Source organism: Paenibacillus sp. GCM10028914 (genome assembly GCF_042666275.1).
Taxonomy (GTDB): domain Bacteria; phylum Bacillota; class Bacilli; order Paenibacillales; family Paenibacillaceae; genus Paenibacillus_AQ.
Genome location: NZ_JBHTFO010000012.1, coordinates 336096 through 361837, shown reverse-complemented (window position 1 = coordinate 361837; position 25742 = coordinate 336096). Strand labels below are relative to the sequence as shown.

28 protein-coding genes are annotated in these 25742 nt (G+C 43.4%); all 28 read left to right on the top strand.

Annotated elements, in window-relative coordinates:
- The 28 genes from flgC to ACFQV5_RS11785 all read left to right on the top strand — a co-directional run bounded on the left by flgC (position 1) and on the right by ACFQV5_RS11785 (position 25727).
- Positions 1 to 453, top strand: coding sequence for a flagellar basal body rod protein FlgC (flgC, locus tag ACFQV5_RS11920; protein ID WP_379246959.1), 453 nt, complete (start codon positions 1 to 3; stop codon positions 451 to 453).
- A 41-nt stretch (positions 454 to 494) separates the two neighbouring features.
- On the top strand, positions 495 to 803 hold the full coding sequence (gene fliE, locus ACFQV5_RS11915) for a flagellar hook-basal body complex protein FliE (protein ID WP_379246957.1): 309 nt from the start codon (positions 495 to 497) through the stop codon (positions 801 to 803).
- Positions 804 to 836: 33 nt separating this feature from the next.
- Positions 837 to 2414: a flagellar basal-body MS-ring/collar protein FliF gene (gene fliF, locus ACFQV5_RS11910; RefSeq protein WP_379246955.1), complete on the top strand. Its 1578-nt coding sequence runs from the start codon at positions 837 to 839 to the stop codon at positions 2412 to 2414.
- 12 nt (positions 2415 to 2426) lie between these two features.
- A complete protein-coding gene (fliG, locus tag ACFQV5_RS11905) occupies positions 2427 to 3443 on the top strand; it encodes a flagellar motor switch protein FliG (RefSeq protein ID WP_379246953.1) in 1017 nt (338 codons plus the stop codon).
- Complete coding sequence (locus tag ACFQV5_RS11900; RefSeq protein WP_379246951.1) at positions 3436 to 4287, top strand: FliH/SctL family protein; 852 nt, start codon at positions 3436 to 3438, stop codon at positions 4285 to 4287. The genes fliG and ACFQV5_RS11900 overlap by 8 nt, the downstream gene beginning before the upstream one ends.
- Entirely contained in the window at positions 4274 to 5593 is a 1320-nt protein-coding gene (gene fliI, locus ACFQV5_RS11895) for a flagellar protein export ATPase FliI (protein ID WP_379246949.1), read from the top strand. Before ACFQV5_RS11900 ends, fliI begins: the two co-directional genes overlap by 14 nt.
- A gap of 10 nt (positions 5594 to 5603) precedes the next feature.
- Complete coding sequence (gene fliJ, locus ACFQV5_RS11890) at positions 5604 to 6047, top strand: flagellar export protein FliJ (RefSeq protein ID WP_379246947.1); 444 nt, start codon at positions 5604 to 5606, stop codon at positions 6045 to 6047.
- 44 nt (positions 6048 to 6091) lie between these two features.
- The gene (locus ACFQV5_RS11885) at positions 6092 to 7015 is read left to right on the top strand and encodes a magnesium transporter MgtE N-terminal domain-containing protein (protein WP_379246944.1); all 924 of its coding nucleotides are present in this window, start codon (positions 6092 to 6094) and stop codon (positions 7013 to 7015) included.
- Positions 7016 to 7061: 46 nt separating this feature from the next.
- Positions 7062 to 8516, top strand: a complete 1455-nt coding sequence (locus ACFQV5_RS11880) for a flagellar hook-length control protein FliK (protein ID WP_379246942.1) — start codon at positions 7062 to 7064, stop codon at positions 8514 to 8516.
- A 21-nt stretch (positions 8517 to 8537) separates the two neighbouring features.
- On the top strand, positions 8538 to 9107 hold the full coding sequence (locus ACFQV5_RS11875; protein ID WP_379246940.1) for a flagellar hook capping FlgD N-terminal domain-containing protein: 570 nt from the start codon (positions 8538 to 8540) through the stop codon (positions 9105 to 9107).
- Positions 9100 to 9486, top strand: coding sequence for a TIGR02530 family flagellar biosynthesis protein (locus ACFQV5_RS11870; RefSeq protein ID WP_379246938.1), 387 nt, complete (start codon positions 9100 to 9102; stop codon positions 9484 to 9486). The genes ACFQV5_RS11875 and ACFQV5_RS11870 overlap by 8 nt, the downstream gene beginning before the upstream one ends.
- Positions 9487 to 9561: 75 nt before the next feature.
- Positions 9562 to 10380, top strand: coding sequence for a flagellar basal body rod protein FlgG (flgG, locus tag ACFQV5_RS11865; RefSeq protein WP_379246936.1), 819 nt, complete (start codon positions 9562 to 9564; stop codon positions 10378 to 10380).
- 53 nt (positions 10381 to 10433) lie between these two features.
- A complete protein-coding gene (locus tag ACFQV5_RS11860) occupies positions 10434 to 10658 on the top strand; it encodes a flagellar FlbD family protein (protein WP_379246934.1) in 225 nt (74 codons plus the stop codon).
- Positions 10655 to 11116 (top strand): flagellar basal body-associated FliL family protein, encoded by a 462-nt coding sequence (locus tag ACFQV5_RS11855; protein WP_379246932.1) that lies wholly within the window; start codon positions 10655 to 10657, stop codon positions 11114 to 11116. The genes ACFQV5_RS11860 and ACFQV5_RS11855 overlap by 4 nt, the downstream gene beginning before the upstream one ends.
- 34 nt (positions 11117 to 11150) lie before the next feature.
- Positions 11151 to 12149: a flagellar motor switch protein FliM gene (fliM, locus tag ACFQV5_RS11850; RefSeq protein WP_379247023.1), complete on the top strand. Its 999-nt coding sequence runs from the start codon at positions 11151 to 11153 to the stop codon at positions 12147 to 12149.
- Positions 12139 to 13422, top strand: a complete 1284-nt coding sequence (fliY, locus tag ACFQV5_RS11845) for a flagellar motor switch phosphatase FliY (protein WP_379246930.1) — start codon at positions 12139 to 12141, stop codon at positions 13420 to 13422. The genes fliM and fliY overlap by 11 nt, the downstream gene beginning before the upstream one ends.
- A gap of 27 nt (positions 13423 to 13449) precedes the next feature.
- The gene (locus ACFQV5_RS11840) at positions 13450 to 13815 is read left to right on the top strand and encodes a response regulator (protein ID WP_379246928.1); all 366 of its coding nucleotides are present in this window, start codon (positions 13450 to 13452) and stop codon (positions 13813 to 13815) included.
- Between the two features lie 13 nt (positions 13816 to 13828).
- The gene (locus ACFQV5_RS11835; protein WP_379246926.1) at positions 13829 to 14347 is read left to right on the top strand and encodes a flagellar biosynthetic protein FliO; all 519 of its coding nucleotides are present in this window, start codon (positions 13829 to 13831) and stop codon (positions 14345 to 14347) included.
- Entirely contained in the window at positions 14344 to 15096 is a 753-nt protein-coding gene (gene fliP / locus ACFQV5_RS11830; protein ID WP_379246924.1) for a flagellar type III secretion system pore protein FliP, read from the top strand. The genes ACFQV5_RS11835 and fliP overlap by 4 nt, the downstream gene beginning before the upstream one ends.
- Before the next feature lie 32 nt (positions 15097 to 15128).
- Positions 15129 to 15398 carry a flagellar biosynthesis protein FliQ gene (fliQ, locus tag ACFQV5_RS11825; RefSeq protein WP_379246922.1) on the top strand — a complete coding sequence of 90 codons (270 nt, stop codon included), beginning with the start codon at positions 15129 to 15131 and terminating at the stop codon, positions 15396 to 15398.
- Between the two features lie 11 nt (positions 15399 to 15409).
- Entirely contained in the window at positions 15410 to 16201 is a 792-nt protein-coding gene (gene fliR / locus ACFQV5_RS11820; protein WP_379246920.1) for a flagellar biosynthetic protein FliR, read from the top strand.
- Between the two features lie 23 nt (positions 16202 to 16224).
- Complete coding sequence (gene flhB, locus ACFQV5_RS11815; protein ID WP_379247021.1) at positions 16225 to 17307, top strand: flagellar biosynthesis protein FlhB; 1083 nt, start codon at positions 16225 to 16227, stop codon at positions 17305 to 17307.
- A gap of 24 nt (positions 17308 to 17331) precedes the next feature.
- The gene (flhA, locus tag ACFQV5_RS11810) at positions 17332 to 19365 is read left to right on the top strand and encodes a flagellar biosynthesis protein FlhA (RefSeq protein ID WP_379246918.1); all 2034 of its coding nucleotides are present in this window, start codon (positions 17332 to 17334) and stop codon (positions 19363 to 19365) included.
- Positions 19362 to 20771, top strand: coding sequence for a flagellar biosynthesis GTPase FlhF (gene flhF / locus ACFQV5_RS11805; protein WP_379246916.1), 1410 nt, complete (start codon positions 19362 to 19364; stop codon positions 20769 to 20771). Before flhA ends, flhF begins: the two co-directional genes overlap by 4 nt.
- A complete protein-coding gene (locus ACFQV5_RS11800) occupies positions 20768 to 21652 on the top strand; it encodes a MinD/ParA family protein (RefSeq protein ID WP_379246914.1) in 885 nt (294 codons plus the stop codon). Before flhF ends, ACFQV5_RS11800 begins: the two co-directional genes overlap by 4 nt.
- Before the next feature lie 39 nt (positions 21653 to 21691).
- Complete coding sequence (locus tag ACFQV5_RS11795; protein WP_379246912.1) at positions 21692 to 23098, top strand: protein-glutamate methylesterase/protein-glutamine glutaminase; 1407 nt, start codon at positions 21692 to 21694, stop codon at positions 23096 to 23098.
- 25 nt (positions 23099 to 23123) lie between these two features.
- On the top strand, positions 23124 to 25208 hold the full coding sequence (locus tag ACFQV5_RS11790; protein WP_379246910.1) for a chemotaxis protein CheW: 2085 nt from the start codon (positions 23124 to 23126) through the stop codon (positions 25206 to 25208).
- Positions 25209 to 25265: 57 nt separating this feature from the next.
- Positions 25266 to 25727 (top strand): chemotaxis protein CheW, encoded by a 462-nt coding sequence (locus ACFQV5_RS11785; RefSeq protein WP_379246908.1) that lies wholly within the window; start codon positions 25266 to 25268, stop codon positions 25725 to 25727.
- Positions 25728 to 25742 lie beyond the last annotated feature (15 nt).

Genomic DNA, 25742 nt, shown 5'->3' with positions numbered 1-25742 from the left:
ATGAATATCAGTAACAGCTTTGGAATTAGCGCCTCAGCTCTAACGGCTCAGCGGCTGAGAATGGACGTGATTTCGTCTAACATTGCGAATGCGGAAACGACACGTGCGTCCATCAGTAACGGAGAGTTCGTTCCATACCGCCGGAAAGTGGTTGTAATGGAGCCTCAGAAAAATTCTTTCGAAAATATTTTGCAATCGCAAATGGGCGGCAAAGCTGAAATCGGACAAGGAGTTAAAGTTGGGGCGATCAAGGAAGATCAGTCACCTTTAAAGCCTGTATACAATCCTAGTCATCCAGACGCCAATGCTGAAGGTTATGTATACATGCCGAATGTAGATATAACGAAAGAAATGGTTGATATGATTTCTGCCAGCAGATCTTATGAAGCGAATGTCACTGCATTAAATGCTTCGAAAGCGATGGTGATGAAAGCACTAGAGATTGGAAAATAGAGAGAATTTAATACATAAAGAGGGAAGAGGAGGGAATATTCATGATTCAAAATACTATGTTCAACACGAGTACAGTACAACCCTTGCAAATGCAAACCACTTCCAAAGTAGAAGCAACTCCTTCAGAATCACTTCGCCAGTTTGGCTCGTATCTTGAGGATGCACTTCAATCGGTAGCTTCTCAGGAACAAAATTCACACACAATGACAGACAAATTAATGCTAGGCCAAGTCAACGTGGATCAAGCGATGATATCAGCCCAACAGGCTTTGCTGAGTGTGCAGCTCACGACACAGGTCCGAAATAAAGTGGTAGAAGCCTATCAAGAGATCATGCGCACGCAAATCTAATGTTTCTAGCAAAGTTTCGGATGGGGTGACAATGTGAACGAACGAATAGCCCAGTATCGGGAGAAGTTCTCCCAGTATTGGAACCAATTCAGCAAAAAAACAAAAATCATGCTTTTATCCACCATTGGTATTACATTAATTGCGATAATCGTTTTAACAATGCAGTTTTCCAAGACAGAGTATGAAGTAGCATTCAGGGATTTAAACTCCAGCGATGCGGCAGGTATTATTACACATCTTGAATCACAGGGGATTCCATATAAGCTGAGTCCAGATGGAAGTAGTATTTCCGTACCGAGCACAAATGCGACGAGAGTTCAAATTGACGTCGGTTCTCAAGGGATTATTCAGAACGGGACTATTGGTCTAGAGACATTTGAACAAAATGCATCTGCAATCGGTATGACTGAAAATGAGTTTGAAGTTAAATATGTAAATGCCCTGAATGGCGAAGTAGAGCGACTTCTTGAAAAGATGACGGGTGTTAAAGACGCTACGGTATTGCTTAATCTTCCCAAGGAAAGTGTGTTTGCAACAACAGCGGATCGAGAGAAGGCTACGGCATCGGTAGTTGTTCAATTTAAACCAGGTTACCGTCCTACTCAAGAGGTAATAGACAGTTACTATAACTTGGTTAAAACCTCAGTGCCAAGTCTACCAATCGAGAACATCACCATCACAAACGATGAGGTTGAACTTCTCGCAACAGCTAAAGGTGGACAAGGCGGCTTGATCGGTAAGGTAGAAGAAAACTTCGCACTTCAGAAGAAGTTTGAAAACGATGTTCGACAAAACGTTCAACAGTTTCTATCCCAATACATGGGGCCGAACAAGGTGAACGTACTTGTTGCGTCCAAACTAAATTTCGATCAGATTGAAAGCAAAGAAAATCTCGTAACTCCAGTTGATGAAGAAGAGATGAAAGGGATTGAAATCAGCGTCCAGGAAATTCAAAAGAATTACTCTGGTACGAGCAGTCCTACAGGCGGTGTCGCAGGAACTGGAGAAGAAGAAGTGCCTGGGTATCCTAGTGAGTCAGCTAATGGAGAAACGAATTCAGAGGAAAGTTCCGTCACGAAAAATTATGATGTGAATCGAATCACTCGTGATATCATCTCAAGTCCATATACTGTTAAAGACTTAACCATTAATGTCTCGGTTGAACCACCTGCAGGACAAGAAAGTTTAGATGAGACAACAAGAGGTGCTATAGAGAATATCTTGGTCAACATTGTTGGTGCATCTCTAGCTGATTCTGGTGCTAGTTATACAGACGCTGATCTGATGAATAAAGTTTCGGTCGTTTCTCAGGTAGTTAATACCAATGTTGAAGAAAAAACGAAAACATTCCTTTCTCAGCCACTTATGTGGGGTATCGGACTCGCTGCTCTGGCCTTGATAGCAGGAGGTATATTTTTCTTCATTCGTAGACGAAAGCAACAGGAACTTATGGAAGAGGATATTCCACTTCCGCCAACAACGGAATTTCCGTCTATTAATTTGGAGAGCGTGACGAATGAGAGCCAAGTTCGCAAACAGCTCGAAACACTTGCGAAAAAGAAACCGGATGAATTCGTTAATTTACTTCGAACTTGGTTAGCTGAGGAATAGGGGTGGAACCAATTGGCCAGAGGAAATAGTCAAATGTTAAGCGGACGTCAGAAAGCAGCAATTTTATTAATTACGCTTGGACCTGAAGTGTCTGCTCAAATATTCAAGCATTTGCGCGAAGATGAAATCGAACAGCTTACACTAGAAATCGCTAATGTACGTAAGGTAGATGGTGGAGAGAAAGAACTGATCATGTCTGAATTCCATCAAATCTGTCTGGCCCAGGAATATATAACTCAAGGTGGTATCACATACGCGAAAGAAATCCTTGAGAAAGCTCTTGGTCAAACCAAGGCAATGGAAGTCATTAACCGATTGACAGCTACCTTGCAAGTAAGACCGTTTGATTTTGCCAGAAAAGCAGATCCTAGTCAGATTTTAAACTTTATCCAGAATGAAAATGCTCAAACAATTGCTCTAGTACTTTCTTACTTACAGTTTGAGCAAGCTGCAGCCATTCTATCTTCGCTTCCTCAAGAGAAGCAAGCAGAGGTTGCACGTAGAGTCGCTGTGATGGATAGTACTTCGCCTGAAGTTATCTCTCAAGTGGAGAGGGTGTTGGAGCAGAAGTTATCTGCCACGGTCACTCAGGACTACACCAGCGCTGGGGGTATTGAATCGATCGTTCAAATCCTTAACGGAGTTGACCGAGGTACCGAGCGTACGATCCTTGATGCTTTGGAGATTCAGGATCCCGAGCTTGCAGAAGAAATCAAGAAGCGGATGTTCGTCTTTGAAGATATCGTTAATGTGGACAACCGTTCCATTCAGCGTATTATCCGTGATATTGAGAATGCAGATTTACAGCTTGCGCTTAAAGTTGCTAGTGAAGAAGTCAGAGATGTTATTTTCCGCAATATGTCCAAACGGATGGCCGAGACTTTCAGAGAAGAGATGGAATATATGGGGCCGGTGCGACTTCGTGATGTTGAGGAAGCTCAAACGCGTATCGTAAGTACAATCCGGAGACTTGAAGAAGCTGGCGAAATCATAATCGCTCGCGGTGGAGGAGATGACATTATTGTCTAACTTGATCAAATCGTCCCAATACATGCCGATGGATGTCTTGAAAGAGTTGGATGTAGCTCGTCACTATACAGCAGCTGTTCAGGATGAAGATGTCTCGGAACGAGCACAACCTGTTGAGCCAGCGGTTCACCATACTTTAGCTGAAGCTGAAAGAATCAAACAAGAAATGCTCAAAGATGCACAGGAATTTGCAGAACGGCAAATCCGGGAGGCTTCTGAAGAAGCAGAGCAGTTACTTGCAGATGCGCAAGCTCAAATTGAAGCTTGGTGGGAAGAAAGACGAAGTCAGGATGAGACTCTTTCTGAAGCGCTGAAGGCTGAAGGATTTCAACAAGGATACGAAGAAGGCAAGGAAAAAGCAGAGTCGGAAATGAAAGAGATTGTCGTAAGTACTACTGATGAAGCGCGCAATCTTCTCGAGCAGGCATACGATGCGAAGGAAGAATTGATTCAAGAAGCAGAGCCTTTTCTGGTCGAACTGAGTTGCGCAATTGCTGAAAAAGTACTTGATCGGCAGCTAACAGTGGAGTCGGACTATATGCTGGAGTTAATCAGAAAAAATCTGACCCGCAAACGTGAAAAGGGGATTATATCACTTTGTGTGTCTCCAGCACATTTCGCATTTGTGCATGCTGCAAGAGAAGAGTTGGCTATGGCTCTTGATTCACAAGCGGAATTACAGATTCTACCTGATGCAACGGTTAAAGATCGGGGATGTGTCATTCGATCTTCATTCGGCAGCATAGATGCAAGAATAGATACTCAGCTTGCCGAGATCAAAAAAGAGCTTGTTCGATTATCACATGATGACGAGGAACGGAGAAATCAAGATGAAGAAGCTTGACAGTAGCCGTTACAAAGATCATTTAAGGCATGTTGATCCTGTTCGCATCAATGGTAAGGTCACACAAGTCATTGGTCTTATGGTGGAGTCGGAAGGACCTGATGCCAGTGTTGGTGAGGTTTGCTACATCTATCCTAGTAAGCAATCGAAACCTCTTCAAGCGGAAGTGGTAGGGTTCCGCGATAATAAGGTGCTCTTAATGCCTCTTGGAGAATTGCATTCCATCGGTCCAGGATGTGATGTTGTAGGAACGGGTAAACCGCTTAGTGTGCAGGTCGGTTCGGAGTTGCTTGGAAAGGTACTCGATGGATTAGGGCAGCCATTAGACGGATCACTCATTCCAGCGAGAATGCCTTATAGTGCTACCAATAACATTCCTCAGAATCCACTTAACAGACCTAGGGTTCTGGAGCCGATAAGTATAGGTGTTCGGGCTATAGATGGACTGCTAACGATAGGTAAAGGTCAACGTGTCGGAATATTTGCAGGGTCTGGTGTGGGTAAAAGTACACTCATGGGCATGATTGCAAGAAACACCTCCGCGGATGTCAACGTGATAGCCTTGATTGGTGAACGTGGAAGAGAGGTTCTGGACTTTATTGAAAGAGACTTAGGCCCCGAAGGACTTAAGCGTTCTGTAGTTATTGTGGCAACATCGGATCAGCCAGCGCTGATCCGGATTAAAGGAGCGCTCATAGCAACGACGATTGCAGAGTATTTTAGGGATCGTGGACTGAACGTGATGCTCATGATGGATTCCGTCACAAGGTATGCTATGGCGCAGCGTGAAGTTGGATTAGCCGTCGGAGAACCGCCAGCGATGCGTGGTTATACACCCTCAGTATTCGCTAATTTGCCTAAGCTGCTCGAAAGAGCAGGGACAGGCCCTACAGGTTCTATCACTGCTTTTTATACGGTGCTGGTAGATGGTGATGATATGAACGAACCGATCGCGGATGCAGTGCGTGGAATATTGGATGGGCATATCGTTCTTAATCGAAATATCGCTAACAAAGGGCATTTCCCCGCAATTGATGTGTTAGCGAGCATTAGCCGGGTTATGAAAGATATTGCGCCTGAAGAACAAATTGAAGCGGCTGATAACATCAAGAGACTGATGTCTGTATATAAGAACTCGGAGGACTTGATTAATATCGGAGCTTACCAGCAGGGGTCAAATGCAGAAATTGACGAATCCATGGATTACATTCAGAGCATTTGGGACTTTACAAAACAAAAAGTGAACGAAAAGGTGACATTGAGCGAAGTTCAAGAACGTTTGATTTCCGAATTTACAAGGAGATGACAATTGAAAGATGAAATTTCACTATGCATTCCAGAAAATTGTGGATTTAAAAAATAATGAGAAGACACAAGCGGAATGGATGCTGTCATCCGCGATAGGTAAGCTTCAGGCGGAAGAAAAGAGTCTTAGTGATCTTTTTGAAATGCGGGACCAGATGTACGATGCTCAACAAGAAGCCGCTAAGCGTTGTGCGCCGGTCGCAGAAATTCGGAATATCCAAACATATGTTGAATATTTGGAGTCATGCATTGTGAAAAAGCAGGATGATATCCAAATAGCTCATGTCAATGTCGACATGAAGAAAGAAATTTTAAATGAAAAAATGCTAGATGAAAAAGTGTGGCAGAAAGCTAGAGATAAATCTAAAGAAAAGTTCCGGCATGAAAGTCTCCTTCGGGAACAAAACGAGCTGGACGAAATGGCGACGGTTCGTTTTGCCATAAACGCCCGCTAAGCTCTGAACTACCACAAGGTATGCCCGCAAAGGAGGAATTGAGAGTGGCACGTAAAGATATGCCGATCGATAACGAAGAGTCAAATGGGGGATTTGAACGAATTCTGTTCTTTCTGATACCGATTATTTTTACCATTGTATTGGTAGGCGTGCTGTTGACGCTTTTCAATATTAATGTACGAAATGGAGTATTAGATCTAGCAAACAAAGTACCGATCGTTAAAAACTGGGTACCAGATCCCGTTCTGTCTCCTGAAGAGAAAAAGCTCAAGGAAATTAAGGAGCAGGAAGAGAGTTCTGAAGCAACAATTAAGGAATTAAAAAAACAACTTGCTGAGAAGGAAGAATCTCTGAAAGAAATGTCTGAACAGAAGACCGAGCAAGAAAGCAAAGTAAAGAAACTTCAGACACAAATGGATGATATGCAAAGACAAAGAGCAACGGATGAGCCTGAAGAGGACCCGTACACGAAACAGATTCAAGATTTGGCTAAGCTGTATGCGGATATGAGTCCGAGCAAAGCAGCACCGATTATGCAGAACCTTACATTAGAAGAAATGGTATTAATGTTTAGCGAAATGAAGAGTGCAAGACGGGTTGCGATTCTGGAAAAAATGGATCCCAAAACGGCTGCTGAAGCTACTATGATGCTGAAGGATGCTGTACCAGCAGAGGATTTGGCTATAGCTGCGTTACAATCACGGCTAAAGAAAAATGAAAGCACTAAGGATACACCAAAAACGACAAATAATCTGGACAAAAATCAGCTAGTTCAAACGTTTTCGCAGATGACTCCCAAGAATGCCTCGGATTTGCTTTTACAAACGTATAAAATCAGTCCAGAGAAGGCGATTACCATCTTGAACACGGTTGATGACAGCACACGCGCTAAAATATTGAATGCGATGTCTACAAGCGATGCAGAATTAACAGCTAAAATTCTTAACAGATTGATGGGGGCTAAATAACTGTTAGCTCGAGCCTTTTCCTATTTTGAAAGGAGGTGAGAAAACAATGTCCTTAATATTTCAAAGTATGAGCTCAACAGTAAACGGAACATCCTCAGCTGGAAAGACATCAGACAACGGAAAATCAAGCGCGAGTGATGCTTTTGGTCAAACGTTGGTTCAGCAATTATTAAATGTAGGTAGTGCGGAGAACGCCAATGCTTCAATGAAAGATGCATCCGTGTTGTTTGGAGCCTCTGTTCAAATGTTGAAAGACCTGACTGTTTTAACTCCAAACGGTACAACAGCACCTCAGCAAAACGATGTATCATCGCTTACCACTACCACTGAACAAGATGATGCAATTGATTTAGGTCAGATGCTAATGTCTCTGCTGTCAGATCTTAATAAGCTGGAGGAAGCTTTACAGAAAGATCCTTCCTTGCTGCAAGAACTTCAGGTTTGGCTTATGCAGGCTGGCTCTATGATTAACGGTGTATTGCCACAAGGTGGTCAAGGGGAAGAGCAGCAACAAGTTCTAGATGGTGAGGTCCAGTCAAATGTTTCACCACTTGCTTCACATCCAGACACTGTGCGTTTTGCTGTTCAGGATGTTCTTACACAGCTGAGTAATATGGTCAAAAGCAACAGCTTGGGCGATCAAGCTAAACCACAACTTTTGCAGCTAGCCCAATCTTTCCAATCCTTATTAACAGAGCATGGAAGTGGAAGTAGCAAAGGAGCGGTCCTGGGTAGTGCTGAAAGCGGCACTGTGGTAATGAATCAACAGGATGGTGAAGCACCACCGGTAAGTGTTGACAGGAAAGAACTGCCGATCAGCATTAAACCTGTTTCACAATCTGCGAACGCCTCTGAAGTCAAAGGCAATATGACGAGTCAGCAGATGGAAGCCACAGCGACCGAAGAGGTAGCAGGAAAAGCTGATTCTATTTCAGAACAGAACCCATTAACCGCCGGACAGTTGGCTCTTCGTGCTGGCACGACAACACCTGTGAAGCCAATGGCCCAACCGGTACCCGTGGAGCAGTTCGCGAAAGAAATGAACAATTTAATTGTAAACAAATTGGAGTTTGTAAAATTACATGGTTTTACCGAAGCAAGGATTTCCCTGAATCCAGAACATTTAGGACAGGTAGATATTAAAATTTCGATGCAAAACGGTTTGTTGGTAGCTCAGTTCATGACTCGGAATTCGGATGCAAGAGAACTGCTTGATCAACAAATGTCACAGCTTCGTTCAGCACTTCAAGGTCAGGGACTTCAGGTTGAAAAGATTGAGGTGACTCAAAGCAGCCAATCATCCTCCTCTCAGCTATATCAGGATGGAAGACAATCAGGATCTGGGCAGCAAGATTCAAATCGCCGTTCCAGAGAGAAGGATATACCATCAGATGACGCGGTTACAGCAGCCGCTATAACCGAAGAATGGAATGAATGGTTAGCTGAACGAGAAGGAATCAAGGAAGATCCGCATAGTGGATCATTTACAGCATCGGTATAGAAGCAAGGAGGTGAGAAATAAATGACTACTACTAATGTTACCAACAACGTCTGGCCGAATTACTCTAAAGGAAATGTGAGTAATGCAGGGACAACGAGTGGACAAGAGCTGGGTAAAGACCAGTTTTTAAGTATTCTAATCACACAACTCCGCAATCAGGATCCACTTCAACCGATGCAGGATAAGGAATTCATCGCTCAGATGGCTCAGTTTACATCTCTAGAGCAACTGATGAATATATCCTCTCAACTTACTGATATGAGACAGTCATTAGGAACAGCATCAAGCTTAATTGGTAAGAAGGTGAGCTGGGTTGAATTCGCTGATAGTAACAGCGGAGAGACAACGTTAATGAGTGGGATTGTGGATTCCGTACTCATACGTGATGGGGTACAATATGCCAAAATCGGCAAGAGCGAAGTAGCGCTAGATTACATTGTGCAAATCGAAAATGTTCCGGAAACTACTAGCCCTGATAACGGTGAAATTACCGAACCGGATGCACCTTTAGAAACACCGGAGGAACCTGTCGATCCTACTGAGTCTCCTGAGCAAAGTAGTGCAGAGAGTGGAGGGCAGCCTAATGAGTGATCGGATGACCATAGGTCAGCTATATCCCGGTAATATTCATCCGGCAGCCATGCAACGTGATCGTAACACGACAACGAATCAGAATGTGCAGTCGGGGAAATTTAAGGAGCTGCTAGAAGAAAACCTCCTCAAATTTAGCAATCATGCTACGAAGCGACTGGAGCAGCGGGGGATAGAACTTAAGGGTGATCAGATAGCCCAAATTAACTCTGCTATAGAGAAAGCAGCAGCTAAAGGTAGTAAAGAATCTCTTATCTTAATGAAGAACATGGCTTTAATTGTAAACGTACCGAACCGAACCGTCGTAACAGCTATGGATGACCAAGCGATGAAAGACAATGTATTTACTCAGATTGATAGTGCCGTCATTATTTCATAATAACTGGTTGGCCCGTAAAGGAGACCAGGTGACCGCCGATCGATTGACGCGGTCCAAATCTAAGGAGGAAGTTCAATGTTAAGATCCATGTATTCGGGCGTTTCCGGTATGAGAGGTTTTCAAACTAAACTGGACGTCATCGGTAATAACATCGCCAACGTTAATACGGTAGGATTCAAGGCTGGTCGTGTCATGTTTAAAGACATTCTAAGTCAGACGGTTTCCGGTGTAACGGCTCCAACTGATACACAAGGCGGTGTGAACGCCCAGCAAATCGGGCTTGGGTCTACAATCGGTTCAATTGATACGGTTCATACACCAGGCAGTGCCCAGACAACAAACAAACCGACCGATCTACGTATTGATGGTGATGGATTCTTTATGGTTAAGATGTCGGACGAGCAGGAAGTTCCTTTTTTAACAAGAGCGGGTGATTTCCATATTGATGGTAACCGTAATTTGGTTACTTCTGACGGTATGTTTGTACTGGATAGTGGGGGCGCGATCATTACACTTGGCGAAGAAGTTACAGGATTCTCCATCTCGCAGGATGGCACAATTGTAACACAAGGTGGAGATGATGAGGGTGGCATTCAGATCGGTGTTGCTAAAGTGATTAACCCGGAAGGTCTTGAGAAGATTGGGGGGAATCTTTACCGCGTTACTGCGAATGCGCTTGGTGGCGATGCTGACGGCGAGGTCGTACCACTTACGGCTAACAGTGTCGAGGATGGTACAGGTGCGATTGTTGCTGGACAACTTGAAATGTCAAACGTCGATTTGACGGGCGAGTTTACAGAGATGATTGTGGCACAGCGTGGATTCCAAGCGAACTCCCGTATCATTACCACCTCCGATGAAGTTCTGCAGGAAGTTGTTAACCTGAAACGTTAATAAGTGAGATAGGGGGAGGCCAAGCCCTCCCCAACCATTAAGGAGGCTATCCATTGATTTCGGTAACCAAGTTAAACGGTTCACAAATATGGCTCAATGCGCTTTTGATAGAAATGGTTGAGGAGACTCCTGATACTTATATTACGTTAACCACTGGTAAGAGGATGATCGTCTTGAATAAAGCAGAGGAGATCATCGCTTCAATAAAAGCGTATCATCATGAAGTTGGCGTACATCAATCAACCATTAAAGTGCAACAGATGGAGGAACCTTTATGAAGAAGATGCTTCCCTGGTTAATTACGATCATGCTATCCATAACATTAATCGTGTTAGCCGTGTTTTTACTGTCGGATAAACTGCTTGGCAGCAATGATAAGGGGGTGTCCGCAGCACCGACGCATACACCGGTATTGACTGCTGATCAGATTGTTGAAGTGAGCTCAGAAATCAATCAGGTTACAACAAATCTAGCAGATCCAGACTATATCGCTAAGATGAGCTTTTCATTTCAGTTGAATGATAAGAAAGCTAAAGAAGACTTTGACAAGATCAAGGAAATAAAAATCAAGCCCATCATTATCAAGACACTTGGTGATACCAAGCCGGAGAACTTTAAGGATTCCAAGGTGACGGAGCAGTTTACTTCCAAGTTATTAGAACAGATTAACAATACCTTGCCTAACGGAAAAGTCATTCAGATTGAAATTACAGATAAGATTGTTAGTTCTTTATAGGCCGGAAACTTGGATTACGTAAGGGGGTGAGATGATGGTTGATGTTTTATCGCAAAATGAGATTGATGCCCTGCTAGCCGCGCTCTCTTCCGGCGAAATGGATGCAGAAGAACTAAAGAAGGAAGAAACTCAAAAGAGAATCCGTTCCTATGATTTTAAAAGAGCGGTGCGTTTTTCCAAGGATCATATTCGTAGCTTGACTCGAATTCATGAGAATTTTGCTCGCTATCTTACAACCTATTTCTCGGCACAACTTCGTACTTTTGTGCAAATCAATGTTGTTCAGGTAGAACAGCTACCTTACGATGAGTTTATCCGCTCCATCCCTAAAATGACGGTTCTTAATATTTTTGAAGCTGAACCATTGGTGGGGCGTATGGTGCTTGAAGTTCATCCAAATATCGCTTATGCCATGTTAGATCGTTTGCTAGGCGGTACAGGAAGTGCCCCTACGAAGATGAATGCACTCACCGAGATCGAAACCAGTATTATGGAGCGTATCTTTAGTAGAGCTTTTGAGAGTTTGCAAGAAGCTTGGAAAACAGTGTTGGACATTTCCCCTCGCCTTGAAGCGATGGAAACCAATCCGCAATTTATGCAAATTGTATCTCCGAATGAGACAATTGCTCTTATATCACTTAGTACAAAGATCGGCGATACGACAGGCATGATTAATTTATGTATTCCACATGTAGTTTTAGAGCCAATTATGTCGAAACTGTCAGCGCATCAATGGTTCGTTTCAGAGAAGAAGACACGGGTTCCTGAAGAGGTGGATGCATTAAAGCAGCGGGTGAGCCAAGCAAGACTGCCTATCATCGCTGAACTAGGGGAGTCCAGTCTTACGATATCCGAGTTTTTAGGATTAAATGTAGGCGATGTTATTTCCTTGAATAAACCTGTCCACGATGGCTTGTCTATTAAGGTGGGCGATAAGCTGAAATATATAGGCAGCCCAGGTACGATGAAGGATCGGGTTGCGGTGCAGATCGATGAAATTGTCAGCGAAGGAGCTGAAGAACTTGACGAGTAAAGATTATTTATCACAGGAAGAAATCGATGCCCTTTTGAAACAAACAGAATTGGCATCCACCTCTTCTCCTTCGGTTGCAAGCGTTGATGAAGTATTGACACCGTTGGAACAGGATGCATTAGGTGAGATTGGGAATATCACATTTGGAAGTGCAGCAACAGCTCTTTCAACACTGCTAGGTAAAAAAGTAGATATTACGACACCGAGAGTGTCTATCATTTCTAGAAGTGAGTTTGAAGAAGAGTTTCCAAAACCGCATGTTGCAGTTCATGTAACGTATGTAGACGGATTTGAAGGGATTAACTCCCTTGTCATCAAGACGCGGGATGCTCAAGTTATTGCCGACCTGATGCTTGGTGGAGAGGGAAATCCTCAAGAAGAAGAGCTGAATGAAATTCATATCAGCGCGGTTCAGGAAGCGATGAATCAGATGATGGGCTCTTCTGCAACGAGTATGTCCACTATTTTCAACAGATTCGTAAATATCTCTCCTCCAGGTATAGACATATTGAATATGTCTAGTGGGGATGGGATTAACAACCTGCCTGTTGAAGAGACGTTGATTAAAATATCTTTCAGACTCATCATTGGAGATTTAATCGATTCGTCAATTATGCAGCTTCTGCCGATCCAATTCGCTAAAGATATGGTGAATACGCTCATAAATGGAACAGAAGAATCTGCCTCACCTGAGGAGGTAACGACTACTGTTGAAGCTCCGGTAATGGAACCAGTTCAAGAACAAATGCCTATGCAAGAGCAAGCTTCTATGCAACAACAGATGTCTATGCAGCAGCAAATGCCGCCTCAACAAGGTTATCAGCAAGAACAAGGCTATGGATATAACCAAGGAATGATGGGCGGGGCAATGCCTCCGCAAATGCCGTACACACAGCCACAGATGCCATATCAACAGGCACCTCAGCAGTATGGTGGAATACCAAATCGTAATGTTAATGTGCAACCTGTGCAATTCGCTAACCTGCAAAATGCACCGTACACTCAGGTAGATGAAAACAATCTGAACTTACTGATGGACATTCCCCTTAAAGTCACCGTAGAATTAGGAAGGACCCAGAAGCAAATTAAGGATATCCTGGAAATGTCTCAAGGATCGATCATTGAGCTGGACAAGCTTGCTGGTGAACCTGTAGACATTCTTGTGAATCACAAGCTCGTTGCCAAAGGCGAAGTTGTCGTTATTGACGAAAACTTTGGGGTGCGGGTGACAGATATCGTAAGTCAATGGGACCGAATTCAAAAATTACAATAGCACATATTTAGGGAGGATTTTTAATCAATGGCTAACCGAATTTTGATTGTGGACGACGCTGCATTTATGAGAATGATGATCCGTGATATTTTGACGAAGAACGGATTTGAGGTCGTAGGAGAGGCTCAAGATGGAGCACAGGCGATCGAGAAATTTAAAGAAGTAAGACCTGACCTGATTACGATGGACATAACGATGCCAGAAATGGACGGCATTGCTGCTCTAAAAGAAATTAAGAAAATCGATCCTAATGCTAAAGTCATTATGTGTTCCGCAATGGGTCAACAAGCCATGGTTATTGACGCGATTCAAGCGGGTGCGAAGGACTTTATCGTGAAGCCATTCCAATCTGATCGCGTTATTGAAGCGATTAATAAAACGCTCGGCGTTTAAAGGAAGTTTAGTTATGATAGTAGCTTCAGAAGAATTAGGATCGGATACGTCGGGGTATTATCTTCAACTTTTTTACGTATTTGTTGTTCTTGCCATTATTGTAGTAGCCATTGTGGTTCTGATTCGGTTTCTAGGCCGGAAAAATCAGAGCTGGATGCAGGGCCGTTCCATCCGGACACTTGGTGCGGTTGGAATCGGCCCGAATAAATCCATTCAATTAATTGAGGTTGGGGACAGTATTTACCTGATCGGCGTTGGTGAAGATGTCTCGCTCATTGACAAGATTTCCGATCCGGCTGAAGTTGCGTTGATCCATGCTTCATTTGAACAGGATCATGGTATTGGTTCTGGAACACTGCCAACGTTTATCCATAATTTCGTGGCAAGATTTCGTAAAGAACCGAAGTCTGAGGATATTGAGCTTGAAGACACATCATCTTTTCACGAGGTGTTTGAATCCAAGCTGCGCAGCGTACCGGATCGAAAACAAAGGGTGGAAGAAATGCTGCGGGAGGATCATAAAGATTCATGAATAAAAAGATTGCAATTGCCATCACGATGCTCATGTTGACCGGACTGATCTTGACTACCTCAGCTTGGGCAGACCCGATCCCGAACATCGATATTCAAATTGGTAACAACGGGGATACACCGGGAACAAGCTCATTATCTCTAATCCTTTTGATCACGATACTTAGTGTGGCCCCTGCTATTCTTGTTCTAATGACGAGTTTTACCCGGATTATTATTGTACTGGGTTTTGTACGAACGTCCTTGGGAACACAGCAGACGCCTCCTAACCAAGTGCTGATTGGTCTGGCGTTATTCTTAACACTATTTGTGATGGCTCCTACATTCTCGACGATGAATGATGTAGCATTGCAACCGTATCTTAAGGGAGAAATATCACAGGTTGAAGCACTCGATAAAGCGCAGGAACCGATGAAGAAATTCATGTTTTCGCATACTCGAGAAAAAGATCTGTTACTGTTTATGAAATACACTGGTGCGGAAAAACCGAATAACTATCAGGAAATTCCGCTAACGGTGCTAGTGCCGGCTTTTGCAATCAGTGAACTGAAAACCGGCTTTCAAATGGGATTCATGATTTTTATCCCGTTCCTTGTCATCGATATCGTAGTCGCGAGTGTGTTAATGGCTATGGGTATGATGATGTTACCGCCAGTCATGATCTCATTGCCGTTCAAAATTCTACTGTTCGTTCTCGTTGACGGATGGTATCTAGTTGTGAAGTCGATGTTAATGAGCTTCAATCCGTAGCGGCAAGTAATTCAAGTACAGGAGGACTCGCCGTGAGTGCTGAGTTTATTATCGGTTTAGCGGGACAGGCAGTATATATCGTGCTCAAAGTAAGTGCGCCGATGCTTGTACTCGCATTGGTTGTGGGCTTAGTCATCAGTATATTTCAAGCAACGACACAAATCCAAGAGCAAACGCTTGCCTTCGTACCGAAGATAATCGTTGTACTGCTCGCACTACTGCTGTTTGGTCCTTGGATATTAACTACACTTGTGGATTTTACTTACGGCATTTTAAATAACCTCCACAAATATATCGGATAGGCTGAGTGTCCATGGAATGGTTGGAGCAAAGTATCCCTGTCTTTATGCTTATTTTTTGTCGAATAACATCATTTTTTGTAGTAGCGCCCATCTATTCGTCTCGAGGCGTTCCTACACAATTTAAAATCGGAATTTCATTTATGGTTGCCGTTCTTGTATTCCTAACTTTTGGTTTTGGCCAGACGGTTTCACAAGATATGTCTTACATCCTACTGGTCATTCAAGAGGTTCTAATAGGATTGCTGCTTGGATTTACTGCATTTCTGATGATGGCTGTCGTTCAGACAGCAGGAGCACTGATTGATATTCAAATCGGTTTCAGTATGGCGAACGTAATTGATCCTTTTACAGGAGTTTCATCTCCGCTGATCGGTAATTTCAAGTATATGCTGGCTTTACTCGTATTCTTGAGTATGAATGGTCATCATCATCTGTTGGATGCGATTATGTACAGTTATGATTGGATGCCAATCACAGGTAATATCTTCGCTAAGTTTCAAGATGGCAGTGTAACCGATTTTCTGATTTCGACATTCGCACATTCATTTGTGCTAGCTCTTCAAATGGCAGCACCTTTGGTGGCAGCGCTGTTTCTTACCGATGTAGGGCTCGGGTTTTTAGCGAGAACTGCACCACAATTTAACGTGTTTGTAATTGGGATCATTTTGAAAATTATCGTAGGTTTAGTTTTGCTAATGTTGCTTATGCCAGGACTAGTAGCGCTGTTTGAATATCTATTTGCTGAAATGTTCGAGGCTCTGCAGAAACTGCTAAGCGAAATGGGCGGTAATCCGGCGGGGTGAAGTTAGGAGTGGTAGGGGTGACATTGAAGTACAGTATAGACCTCCAGCTGTTTGCAGGCGAGAAGACGGAAAAGGCAACGCCCAAGAAGAGACAGGAAACTCGAAAGAAAGGGCAAATCGCCAAAAGTATGGAGTTGTCTGGTTCATCTGTCCTAATGGCAGCCTTTTTATGTCTCATGGTCTTTGGAGACTATATTCGTGATCACCTGGTCCGCTTATTTACCGACGTGTTTTTAAACCGTCTGTCTATGGATGTTACGGTGGACAATACGATGATGTTGCTAGGAGAGTATGGGATACAAATACTGTTACTGCTTGCTCCTCTTTTTATCGTTGTGTTTGTTATTGCCCTTGCGGTGAACTATCTGCAGGTAGGATTTCTTCTGTCTGGAGAATCCTTGAAGATGAAATTCAGTAAAATTGATCCGATCAAAGGATTTAAGAACATCGCATCCATGCGTTCACTTGTGGAATTTCTGAAGTCCATCATCAAGCTAACCATTATCGGTTACCTCGTTTACACTTCTTTATGGGGTGCAAGACAAGGATTATCATCGTTATCCCTAATGAGTCCGGTTACGATCTTTCAATATACTTCGGACGTAACCCTTTCCTTGGGTATCAAAATCGCAGTCGGACTGATGATTCTTGCAGCACTTGATTATATGTATCAGAAATATGAGCACGAGAAGAACATTCGAATGTCCAAGCAAGACATTAAAGATGAATATAAGAAGATGGAAGGGGACCCGCTCATCAAAGGGAAGATTCGTGAAAGGCAGCGGCGAATGGCACTCCAACGGATGATGCAGGAGGTCCCGAAAGCTGATGTGATCATAACGAACCCGACCCACTTTGCAGTAGCGCTGAAATATGATGGTTCCTCCATGGAGGCTCCACAGATTATAGCCAAAGGTCAGGATTATATGGCACTGCGTATCAAGGAAATCGCCAAGAAAAATGGCGTAATAACTATGGAAAATAAGCCGCTTGCACGCGCGTTATACCAAAGAGCAGAAATCGGGGATTCGATCCCGGGAGATCTGTTTCAGGCTGTGGCAGAAGTGCTTGCGTATGTATACAAACTTAAAGGTAAGGCGAAATAACTAGGGATCGGAGGATGGACAGCAGTGAAAATCAAAGATATATCTGTTCTAGCAGGTGTTATTGGCATCGTACTCATGATGATTCTTCCGATCCCTATATGGCTACTGGACGTATTGCTTATAGTAAACATTTCACTCGCACTGATGATATTACTTGTAGCAATGAATACGAAAGAGGCACTCGAATTCTCGATTTTCCCTTCGTTATTGTTGATAACAACGCTGTTTCGACTGTCTCTGAACATCTCAACAACAAAACTGATTTTATCAAAAGGTGAAGCAGGTGAGGTTGTTGCGACTTTCGGAAGTTGGATAGCGGGTGGGGAAATTGCAATTGGGTTTATTGTCTTTCTCATTCTCGTTGTTGTTCAGTTTATTGTTATAACCAAAGGTTCCGAGCGGGTAGCGGAAGTTGCAGCAAGGTTTACCCTCGATGCTATGCCTGGTAAGCAAATGAGTATTGACGCTGATTTGAATGCCGGCATGATAAATGAGAATCAAGCTCGTGAACGACGCCGTAAAGTTGAGAGGGAAGCTGATTTTTATGGTGCAATGGACGGTGCCAGTAAGTTCGTTAAGGGTGATGCGATCGCATCGATCATTATTCTATTGATCAACCTGATTGGCGGATTTATTATAGGTATTTCTATCCATGGCATGTCGTTTGGCGAGGCAATGAGCACCTACTCGATCTTAACAATCGGAGATGGCTTGGTAAGCCAAATTCCGGCTCTCTTAATTTCAACGGCTGCAGGCCTTATTGTGACCAGGGCTTCATCAGAAGGTAATCTGTCAGATGATTTGACAGGACAACTATTCTCTTATCCCAAATTGCTGTACATTGTTGCAGTGACCGTGACATTTTTAGGATTATTTACCCCTATTCATTTCATAACAACTTTCCCTATAGCGGTTCTTCTCTTTATCTCGGCTAGACGTATGCAGAGTAATCTGGAGCGCAAGCAAGTGGAGGTTGAACAGATGGAAGAAGAGCAACAGATTGAAGAGGTTCGAAGTCCCGAGAGTGTTATCAATTTGCTGCAGGTTGACCCAATAGAGTTCGAATTTGGCTATGGACTTATTCCGCTGGCAGACACGCAGCAGGGTGGAGATCTACTTGATCGGATCATTATGATTCGTAGACAATGCGCACTAGAATTGGGACTTGTGGTACCGGTCATTCGCATTCGCGACAATATTCAACTAAAACCGAATGAATATGTCATAAAAATTAAAGGGAATGCTGTCGGCGGTGGTGAATTATTATTAAATCACTATCTTGCCATGAGCCCTGGATACGAAGATGATTCAGTAACAGGGATTGAAACGACAGAGCCAGCTTTTGGTCTACCGGCACTTTGGATTGATGAACCTGCTAAAGAGCGGGCGGAGCTTGCAGGATATACAGTGGTTGATCCACCTTCAGTCGTTGCTACTCATTTAACTGAACTGATTAAGAGACATGCACATGAATTAATAGGACGCCAGGAGACGAAGACACTAGTCGACAATATCCGAGAAAGTTACCCTGTTCTTGTTGATGAGTTAATTCCATCTGTACTCACCATCGGAGATGTACAGAAAGTACTAGCTAAACTATTGAAAGAGAAAATCTCAATTCGGGATCTAGTTACTATTTTTGAGACGCTTGCCGATTATGGCCACTATTCCAAAGATCCGGATGTTCTAACCGAGTATGTGAGACAGTCGCTATCCCGTCAGATTACACAACAATACGTGCAAGAAGGGGAAGCGATGCGCGTTATTACCGTGGGTCCCGCCTTAGAGAAAAAAATTGCGGAGAGCGTACAGCAGACCGATCAAGGAAGTTATATTGCGATGGATCCTGTGTCGACTCAAAGCGTATTCCAGAAGCTGAGCGAACAGGTCAATCGATTGATTCAGATGGGTCAGCAGCCTGTACTATTAACCTCCCCGGCAATTCGGATGTATCTTCGTCAGGTTATTGAGCGCAGTATGCAAGATATTCCAGTTCTTTCTTACAGTGAGCTTGAGCCCAATGTCGAAATTCAAAGCGTCGGGGTGGTGAATTTATGAGAGTGAAACGATATATCGTTGACACAATGCCGGAAGCTATGCAGCATATCCGTAATGAACTCGGTGGTGATGCGGTAATCCTCAGCTCGAAAGAAATTAAGATAGGCGGGTTCATGGGGATATTTAAGAAAAAAAAGATTGAGGTTATAGCGGCGATAGAAAAAGATGAGAAATCGAAGCCGAAGACAAACAAGGCTGTCACACCTATAGCTCCGGTGCCAAGGAAAATAATACCTCAGGCATATAAGCAAGTCTCATCTACTCAGTCTCAGAGTCAGGTGAAACAAGAAACGGATTTTGATGTGGCTCGAGAGCTTAAAGCGCCAGAAAAGCCGTCTAATCGTGAACAAGCTGCTGTTGATTTTGCAGCAGCACTTGCCCAGGCAGCATCTAGTGTCTCGGATAACAAGCAAGATGAGTATAGCGGACAGTCTCCTTTAAGAACCGATGAACAGGAACGTTCTGAAAGATTGGAATCAGCTGAGTTTGAGAATGAAGCTGCAGTGAAGCATGGAACTAATACGATCGCTGAACAAAAAATGCTAGATGAATTACGAGAGATGAAAGAATGGATTGCTCGTTTATCTCGGCAAAGTCATGTTCAGCAGGAACTGCCGTCAACACTTGAATCGTTGCGTAACCAGTTTGAACGCCAAGGTTTATCTGAGACTTTGTCTGAACGTTTTCTAATTTCTGCTGCCGATCAATGGACGGAAAGCGGAAAAACCTTATCCGATGAACTTATGACTAATTCTGTTCAAGCACAAATCGATTCTTTTTTGGAAGGACGTTTTGGAGGCGGTATACAGAGAGATACTCGGATTGTTTACGTTGCTGGCCCAACAGGTGTGGGTAAGACGACAACCATTGCTAAATTAGCAGCGGAGCAATTGTTTCGATATCAGCGGAAAGTAGGGTTTATCACATCTGACACCTATAGAATTTCAGCTGTTGAGCAGCTAAGAACGTATTCTTCGATATTAAATGTACCTCTTGAGGTCGTTCAGTCGCCTGGTGATATGAAGCGGGCTATGCATCGCTTGGAAGACTGCGATTTAATACTGATGGATACAGCGGGGCGTAATTACCGTAATGAGCTACTCGTATCTGAGCTGCAAAGTCTATTAACTGCATCTGATCAAAGTGAGACCTATCTCGTACTTAGTCTGACGTCTAAGAGCAGCGATATGCTTGAAATCACGGATCATTTTAGTAAGTTTGGATTAGATAAGGTCATCTTTACCAAGATGGATGAAACCGGGGGGTATGGCCCGTTGTTTAACCTGCTGGAATCTTATCCTTTAAAGCTCTCTTACATGACCAATGGTCAAAATGTTCCTGATGATTTGTTAATGCCAGACACTGAGATGCTTTCAGGTATGTTACTAGGAGAATCTAGGTCATGACGGATCAGGCTCAATCACTTAGAGAACTGGTATCAGCACAAGTATCAGATCTATCCGAAATAACTCCAAAAGTTTCTGCGAAGATCATTACGGTCTCAAGTGGAAAAGGAGGTGTTGGAAAGTCCAATTTCACGCTCAACTTTGCACTGGCTCTTAAATCAATGGGCAAGAAAGTACTCGTGTTTGATGCTGATATTGGAATGGCCAATATTGATGTATTGATGGGTGTGTCTTCAAAATTCAGCCTGTATCACCTGCTACGTAAAGAAAAAAATATTGAGGAAGTTATTCAATATGGCCCGGAAGGGCTGCCCTACATAGCCGGCGGCTCAGGAATCGCAGATATGATCTCTTTATCTGAGAATGATCTTAATTATTTCATTTCTCAAATTGAAAGGATCTCATCGGAAATGGACTTTATCATATTTGATACAGGCGCAGGCTTATCTAAGGAAAATATGAAATTCATTACCTCTGCTGATCAATGTTTAGTCGTAACCACACCAGAACCTACGTCGATTACGGATGCATATGCCTTGATAAAGGTCGTCCATGGAAGTGATCCGGATGTGCAGTTTAGTCTGGTTGTTAACAGAGCAGGAGATGAAGTGGAAGCTCGTCAAGCAGCTGATAAGATTACTTTTACTTCACGCCGATTTTTGGATTTGGAAATTGAAATGCTCGGTTATGTGACGGACGATCCCTATGTCGTAAAATCCGTAAAGCGTCAGATTCCTTTCACACTTGCTTTTCCGAAGTGTGAAGCGGCTCGCGATGTAAAGCGCTTAGCACTTCGTTATTTGGCCATTCCGTCGGCTCCGGAATCAGGTCCCCTTACAGGAATCAAGGGATTCATGCAGCGGTGGCTAAAACGAACATAATGATTCTTTTTTACTAGAAGGGAACTGAGGTGGACTAGAGTGACGCCATTTCGTGTGCTGGTGGTAGATGATTCTCCGTTTATGAGGAAGATTTTTTCCGATCTGATTGAACGGGATGATCGATTTCGAGTAGTAGGTACAGCAACCAACGGCAAAGAAGCCATTAGTAAGGTCAAAGAGCTTAAACCTGATGTCATCACGATGGATGTCGAGATGCCTGAAATGAATGGCCTTGATGCACTCAGGTCCATTATGGAATCAGAGCGTCAGATGGTTATTATGTTGTCAGGTGTAAATGAGCAGGGAATGAGGGAGACAATTCTTGCTCTAGAGTTTGGAGCTTTTGATTTCATACGCAAGCCTTCTATTCTAAATGCTCAAGATATTGAGCAAGTAGGCTGTGAATTGCTGTGTCAGCTGAATGCAGCGATGCAGGCAAAAGAACGGAGGGCATTGTGGGAGGAAGAAGAGCAGAGGCGCCTTGATCATTCAAAAGCTACTCCTCTTTCGCCAAGGCCTTCCGATCGACAGACTCCTTTACGTACGAGCGAATCTTTAAAGGCTCCATCTACAAGGTCTGTGCGTAAAGAAGTTTCAAATGTACACAAGAACAATGAGGAAATGCAGACTGTTAAACTCCCGAAAACAGATCCATTCAAGAGTTCAGTAGATTCTAAAGTGACGAAAGATCGTAAAGGCTCAGTAGGGAAGTCAAAGGAACAAGGCATAACCCCTGCTCCTGATATCAATCGTGTCGATAGGAATGATCAATTATCAAACAGCAAGTTTTTAAACCAGGCTGCTCACAAGGAATCAGATGTTAAGACTGAATTTGTTCGTGAGCACTTAATCGGGCAAAGGTTTAATCAGATTGTTGCAGTAGGGTGCTCTACAGGCGGTCCTCGTGCGTTGAAAACTTTTCTAGAGGGTATCCCTGCTGACTTTCCAGCTCCCATTGTGATCGTACAACATATGCCGCCAAACTTCACTAAATCGTTAGCTCAGCGTTTGGATACATTTAGTGCTTTGGATGTCGTTGAGGCGTACGACGGAATGTTCTTAAAAGCTGGAGTTGCTTATATCGCTCCAGGAGGAAGCCATATGACCATCAGTCAGTCTATGGATGGACAATTTCAGATTACAATCCGTAAAGGTGATCCTTGCAATGGTCATCGTCCATCGGTTGATGTGCTTTTTGAGTCCCTGCTACCTTTTTCTTCTCTAAATCGGCATGTGGTGCTAATGACCGGAATGGGAAGCGACGGAGCAAAGATGATGAAAAAACTGTACGATTCCGGCGTCACTTCAACGTTTGCTGAGAGTGAGGAGACTTGCGTCGTGTACGGTATGCCTCGTTCAGCCGTTGAATTGGGATGTGTAAGTTATGTTCTGCCGCTGCAAAATATTTCAGGTAAGTTGGTACAAGCCGTAAATATAAGTAAGTGAACTCATAGAGGGGGGTATCTCAGAAGTGGACATGAATCAATATTTATCCATGTTTATCGATGAGTCGAACGATCATCTGCAGTCATTAAATGAAAATATGCTTCAATTGGAAAGCAACCCGAATGATCTGGGTATTGTACAGGTGATCTTCCGTTCAGCTCATACCTTAAAAGGGATGGCTGCAACAATGGGCTTTGAAGATTTAGCGTCTCTGACTCACCAGATGGAAAATGTGCTTGATTTGGTTCGGAACGAAAAGCTCAGAATGCAGGATTTTATTTTTGACACCCTTTTTAAAAGCTTGGATGCACTTGAATCTATGGTTCAGGATATCGTACAAGGCGGGGAAGGAAAAGCTGATGTTTCCTCTATTGTCGCTTCGCTTCAAGCTATTGTTCGCGGGGAAGGCGCAGGTGGTACAGCGGAAGCATTGTCCGCTGCAAACAATGTGGAGACTGCACCAATGTATCCTGGTATTGAACTGGATGAGTTTCAATATTCTGTTCTCGACCAATCGATTACAGAGGGACACAAGGTCCTTTATATTCAAGTGCAACTTCGTGAAGATTGTCAGCTGAAAGCGGTACGAGCTTACATGGTATTCGAACTGCTTGAAAGAGCTGGGGAAATTGTTAAGACCTATCCCGACGTGCAGGATATTGAACAAGGGGAATTTGAAACTACTTTCTCACTTTATTTTATCACCCAAAAAGATCCTGAAAATCTTGAAAGCCAAATTTTGAATATTTCAGAAATCGATGCGGTAACCGTAGCTAATCTTGATCATGAATCGCTTCAGCAAATGGCTCAGCAGAGTGCAGCAACAGTCGAACCTGTGGAGAAGGCAACAACAGCGATTTCTTCACCTGATCCAACCGTAGCAGCTTCACCTAAGGCTGTAACTAGCGGTGGCGCTTCTTCAACGAAGACACCTTCAAAAAGTACAAGCTCTGCCGCGCCGACTCGAACAATCCGTGTGGATATCGAGCGTCTGGATGTACTGATGAACTTGTTTAGTGAGTTGTTGATCGACCGTGTGCGGCTAGAGCAGCTTGCTAGCGATGCGAAGATCCAGGAGCTGACCGATACAGTTGAGCATATGAGCCGTGTTAGCAGTGATCTTCAAAACATTGTTCTTAAATTGCGGATGGTACCTGTAGATACGGTGTTTAATCGGTTTCCTCGGATGGTCCGTGACCTTGCCAAAACACTTGATAAAAAGATCGATTTGATCATTACCGGTGCGGAGACAGAGCTTGATCGGACGGTTATTGATGAAATAGGAGATCCACTGGTTCACTTGATACGTAACTCAGTTGATCATGGTGTAGAGCCAATTGCGGATCGAATTGCTGCTGGAAAATCAGAGACAGGTACCGTTCATCTACGAGCTTTCCATAGTGGTAACCATGTATTCATTGAGATTGAAGATGATGGACGAGGGATTCTTCGAGATAACATCATAGGCAGTGCCATCAAAAAAGGTGTCGTAACCGAAGAACAGGCAGCTGCGATGTCTGATGAAGAAGCGCATCAGCTATTGTTCGCACCGGGATTTAGCACAGCTGAGAAAATTTCAGACGTGTCTGGCCGGGGAGTTGGATTGGATGTTGTTAAATCTAAAATCAATTCTTTGGGCGGTAACGTAACTATCTATTCGAAACCAGGAATAGGAACTAACTTTTCAGTACAACTACCATTAACACTCTCCATAATTGCTGCGATGTTAATCAAAATGGGATCTGAGAAGTACGCAATTCCGCTTACTTCGATCGTAGAGACAGGAATTATTAAAAAAGGACAAATTCGCACGGTTCATGGTATTCGTATGATCCCATTCAGAGAGGCCCATATACCAATTATTTCACTTAGCCGTGTGTTTGATATTCCTGACTTTGATGAACGCACAGAAGACGAGACAGAAATTGTTGTTATTCGCAAAGGGGAACGCCTTGCTGCATTAGCGATCGACGACTTTATCGGACAAAATGAGATCGTCATCAAGAATTTAGGCAAGTATTTGCCTGCGATACAAGGTGTTTCTGGGGCTACCATACTTGGAGATGGTCAGGTGGCACTTATTATTGATCCTAATGCTTTCATCAAGTAGTCACGGTTGGATAACACACCATCGCTCAGGGTGTGAACATATAGGGAGGGTTTTACAATGGGAGAAGAAATTAAAGTAATTGTCTTCAAGCTTGGAAGTGAGGAGTATGGAATCGAAGTTGATAAGGTTCAGACGATTGAACGTCTTATGCCAATTACTCGAGTTCCGAAAACTTACGCATTTATAAAAGGTGTTATTAATTTGCGAGGCGTAGTTATTCCCGTTATAGATCTGCGCGGAAGATTTGGTTTGCCAGAAGCTGAACACACCGACCAAACTCGTATCATCATTGTTTCAGTTAATGAAATGGAGGTCGGATTCATTGTTGATTCGGCCAGCGATGTTATCGATTTGAATAACGATAATATTGATTCTCCTCCGGAAGTGGTAGGCGGTGTAAAAGCGAAGTATCTCCGCGGTGTCGCTAAAATTGGTGAAGAGCGATTGCTCGTTATGCTCAACCTGTCTGAAGTTCTTAACAAAAGTGAAATTATACAACTCGAAGGTTTAGAGGAATAGACCTGTGGATCTCTT

What these genes read in the sequence shown, in the direction of transcription:
- flgC (WP_379246959.1), top strand. Translation starts at nt 1, where the DNA reads ATGAATATCAGTAACAGCTTTGGAATTAGCGCCTCAGCTCTAACGGCT.
- fliE (WP_379246957.1), top strand. Translation starts at nt 495, where the DNA reads ATGATTCAAAATACTATGTTCAACACGAGTACAGTACAACCCTTGCAA.
- fliI (WP_379246949.1), top strand. Translation starts at nt 4,274, where the DNA reads ATGAAGAAGCTTGACAGTAGCCGTTACAAAGATCATTTAAGGCATGTT.
- fliJ (WP_379246947.1), top strand. Translation starts at nt 5,604, where the DNA reads ATGAAATTTCACTATGCATTCCAGAAAATTGTGGATTTAAAAAATAAT.
- ACFQV5_RS11880 (WP_379246942.1), top strand. Translation starts at nt 7,062, where the DNA reads ATGTCCTTAATATTTCAAAGTATGAGCTCAACAGTAAACGGAACATCC.
- ACFQV5_RS11875 (WP_379246940.1), top strand. Translation starts at nt 8,538, where the DNA reads ATGACTACTACTAATGTTACCAACAACGTCTGGCCGAATTACTCTAAA.
- ACFQV5_RS11870 (WP_379246938.1), top strand. Translation starts at nt 9,100, where the DNA reads ATGAGTGATCGGATGACCATAGGTCAGCTATATCCCGGTAATATTCAT.
- flgG (WP_379246936.1), top strand. Translation starts at nt 9,562, where the DNA reads ATGTTAAGATCCATGTATTCGGGCGTTTCCGGTATGAGAGGTTTTCAA.
- ACFQV5_RS11855 (WP_379246932.1), top strand. Translation starts at nt 10,655, where the DNA reads ATGAAGAAGATGCTTCCCTGGTTAATTACGATCATGCTATCCATAACA.
- fliM (WP_379247023.1), top strand. Translation starts at nt 11,151, where the DNA reads ATGGTTGATGTTTTATCGCAAAATGAGATTGATGCCCTGCTAGCCGCG.
- ACFQV5_RS11840 (WP_379246928.1), top strand. Translation starts at nt 13,450, where the DNA reads ATGGCTAACCGAATTTTGATTGTGGACGACGCTGCATTTATGAGAATG.
- ACFQV5_RS11835 (WP_379246926.1), top strand. Translation starts at nt 13,829, where the DNA reads ATGATAGTAGCTTCAGAAGAATTAGGATCGGATACGTCGGGGTATTAT.
- fliP (WP_379246924.1), top strand. Translation starts at nt 14,344, where the DNA reads ATGAATAAAAAGATTGCAATTGCCATCACGATGCTCATGTTGACCGGA.
- fliR (WP_379246920.1), top strand. Translation starts at nt 15,410, where the DNA reads ATGGAATGGTTGGAGCAAAGTATCCCTGTCTTTATGCTTATTTTTTGT.
- flhF (WP_379246916.1), top strand. Translation starts at nt 19,362, where the DNA reads ATGAGAGTGAAACGATATATCGTTGACACAATGCCGGAAGCTATGCAG.
- ACFQV5_RS11800 (WP_379246914.1), top strand. Translation starts at nt 20,768, where the DNA reads ATGACGGATCAGGCTCAATCACTTAGAGAACTGGTATCAGCACAAGTA.
- ACFQV5_RS11785 (WP_379246908.1), top strand. Translation starts at nt 25,266, where the DNA reads ATGGGAGAAGAAATTAAAGTAATTGTCTTCAAGCTTGGAAGTGAGGAG.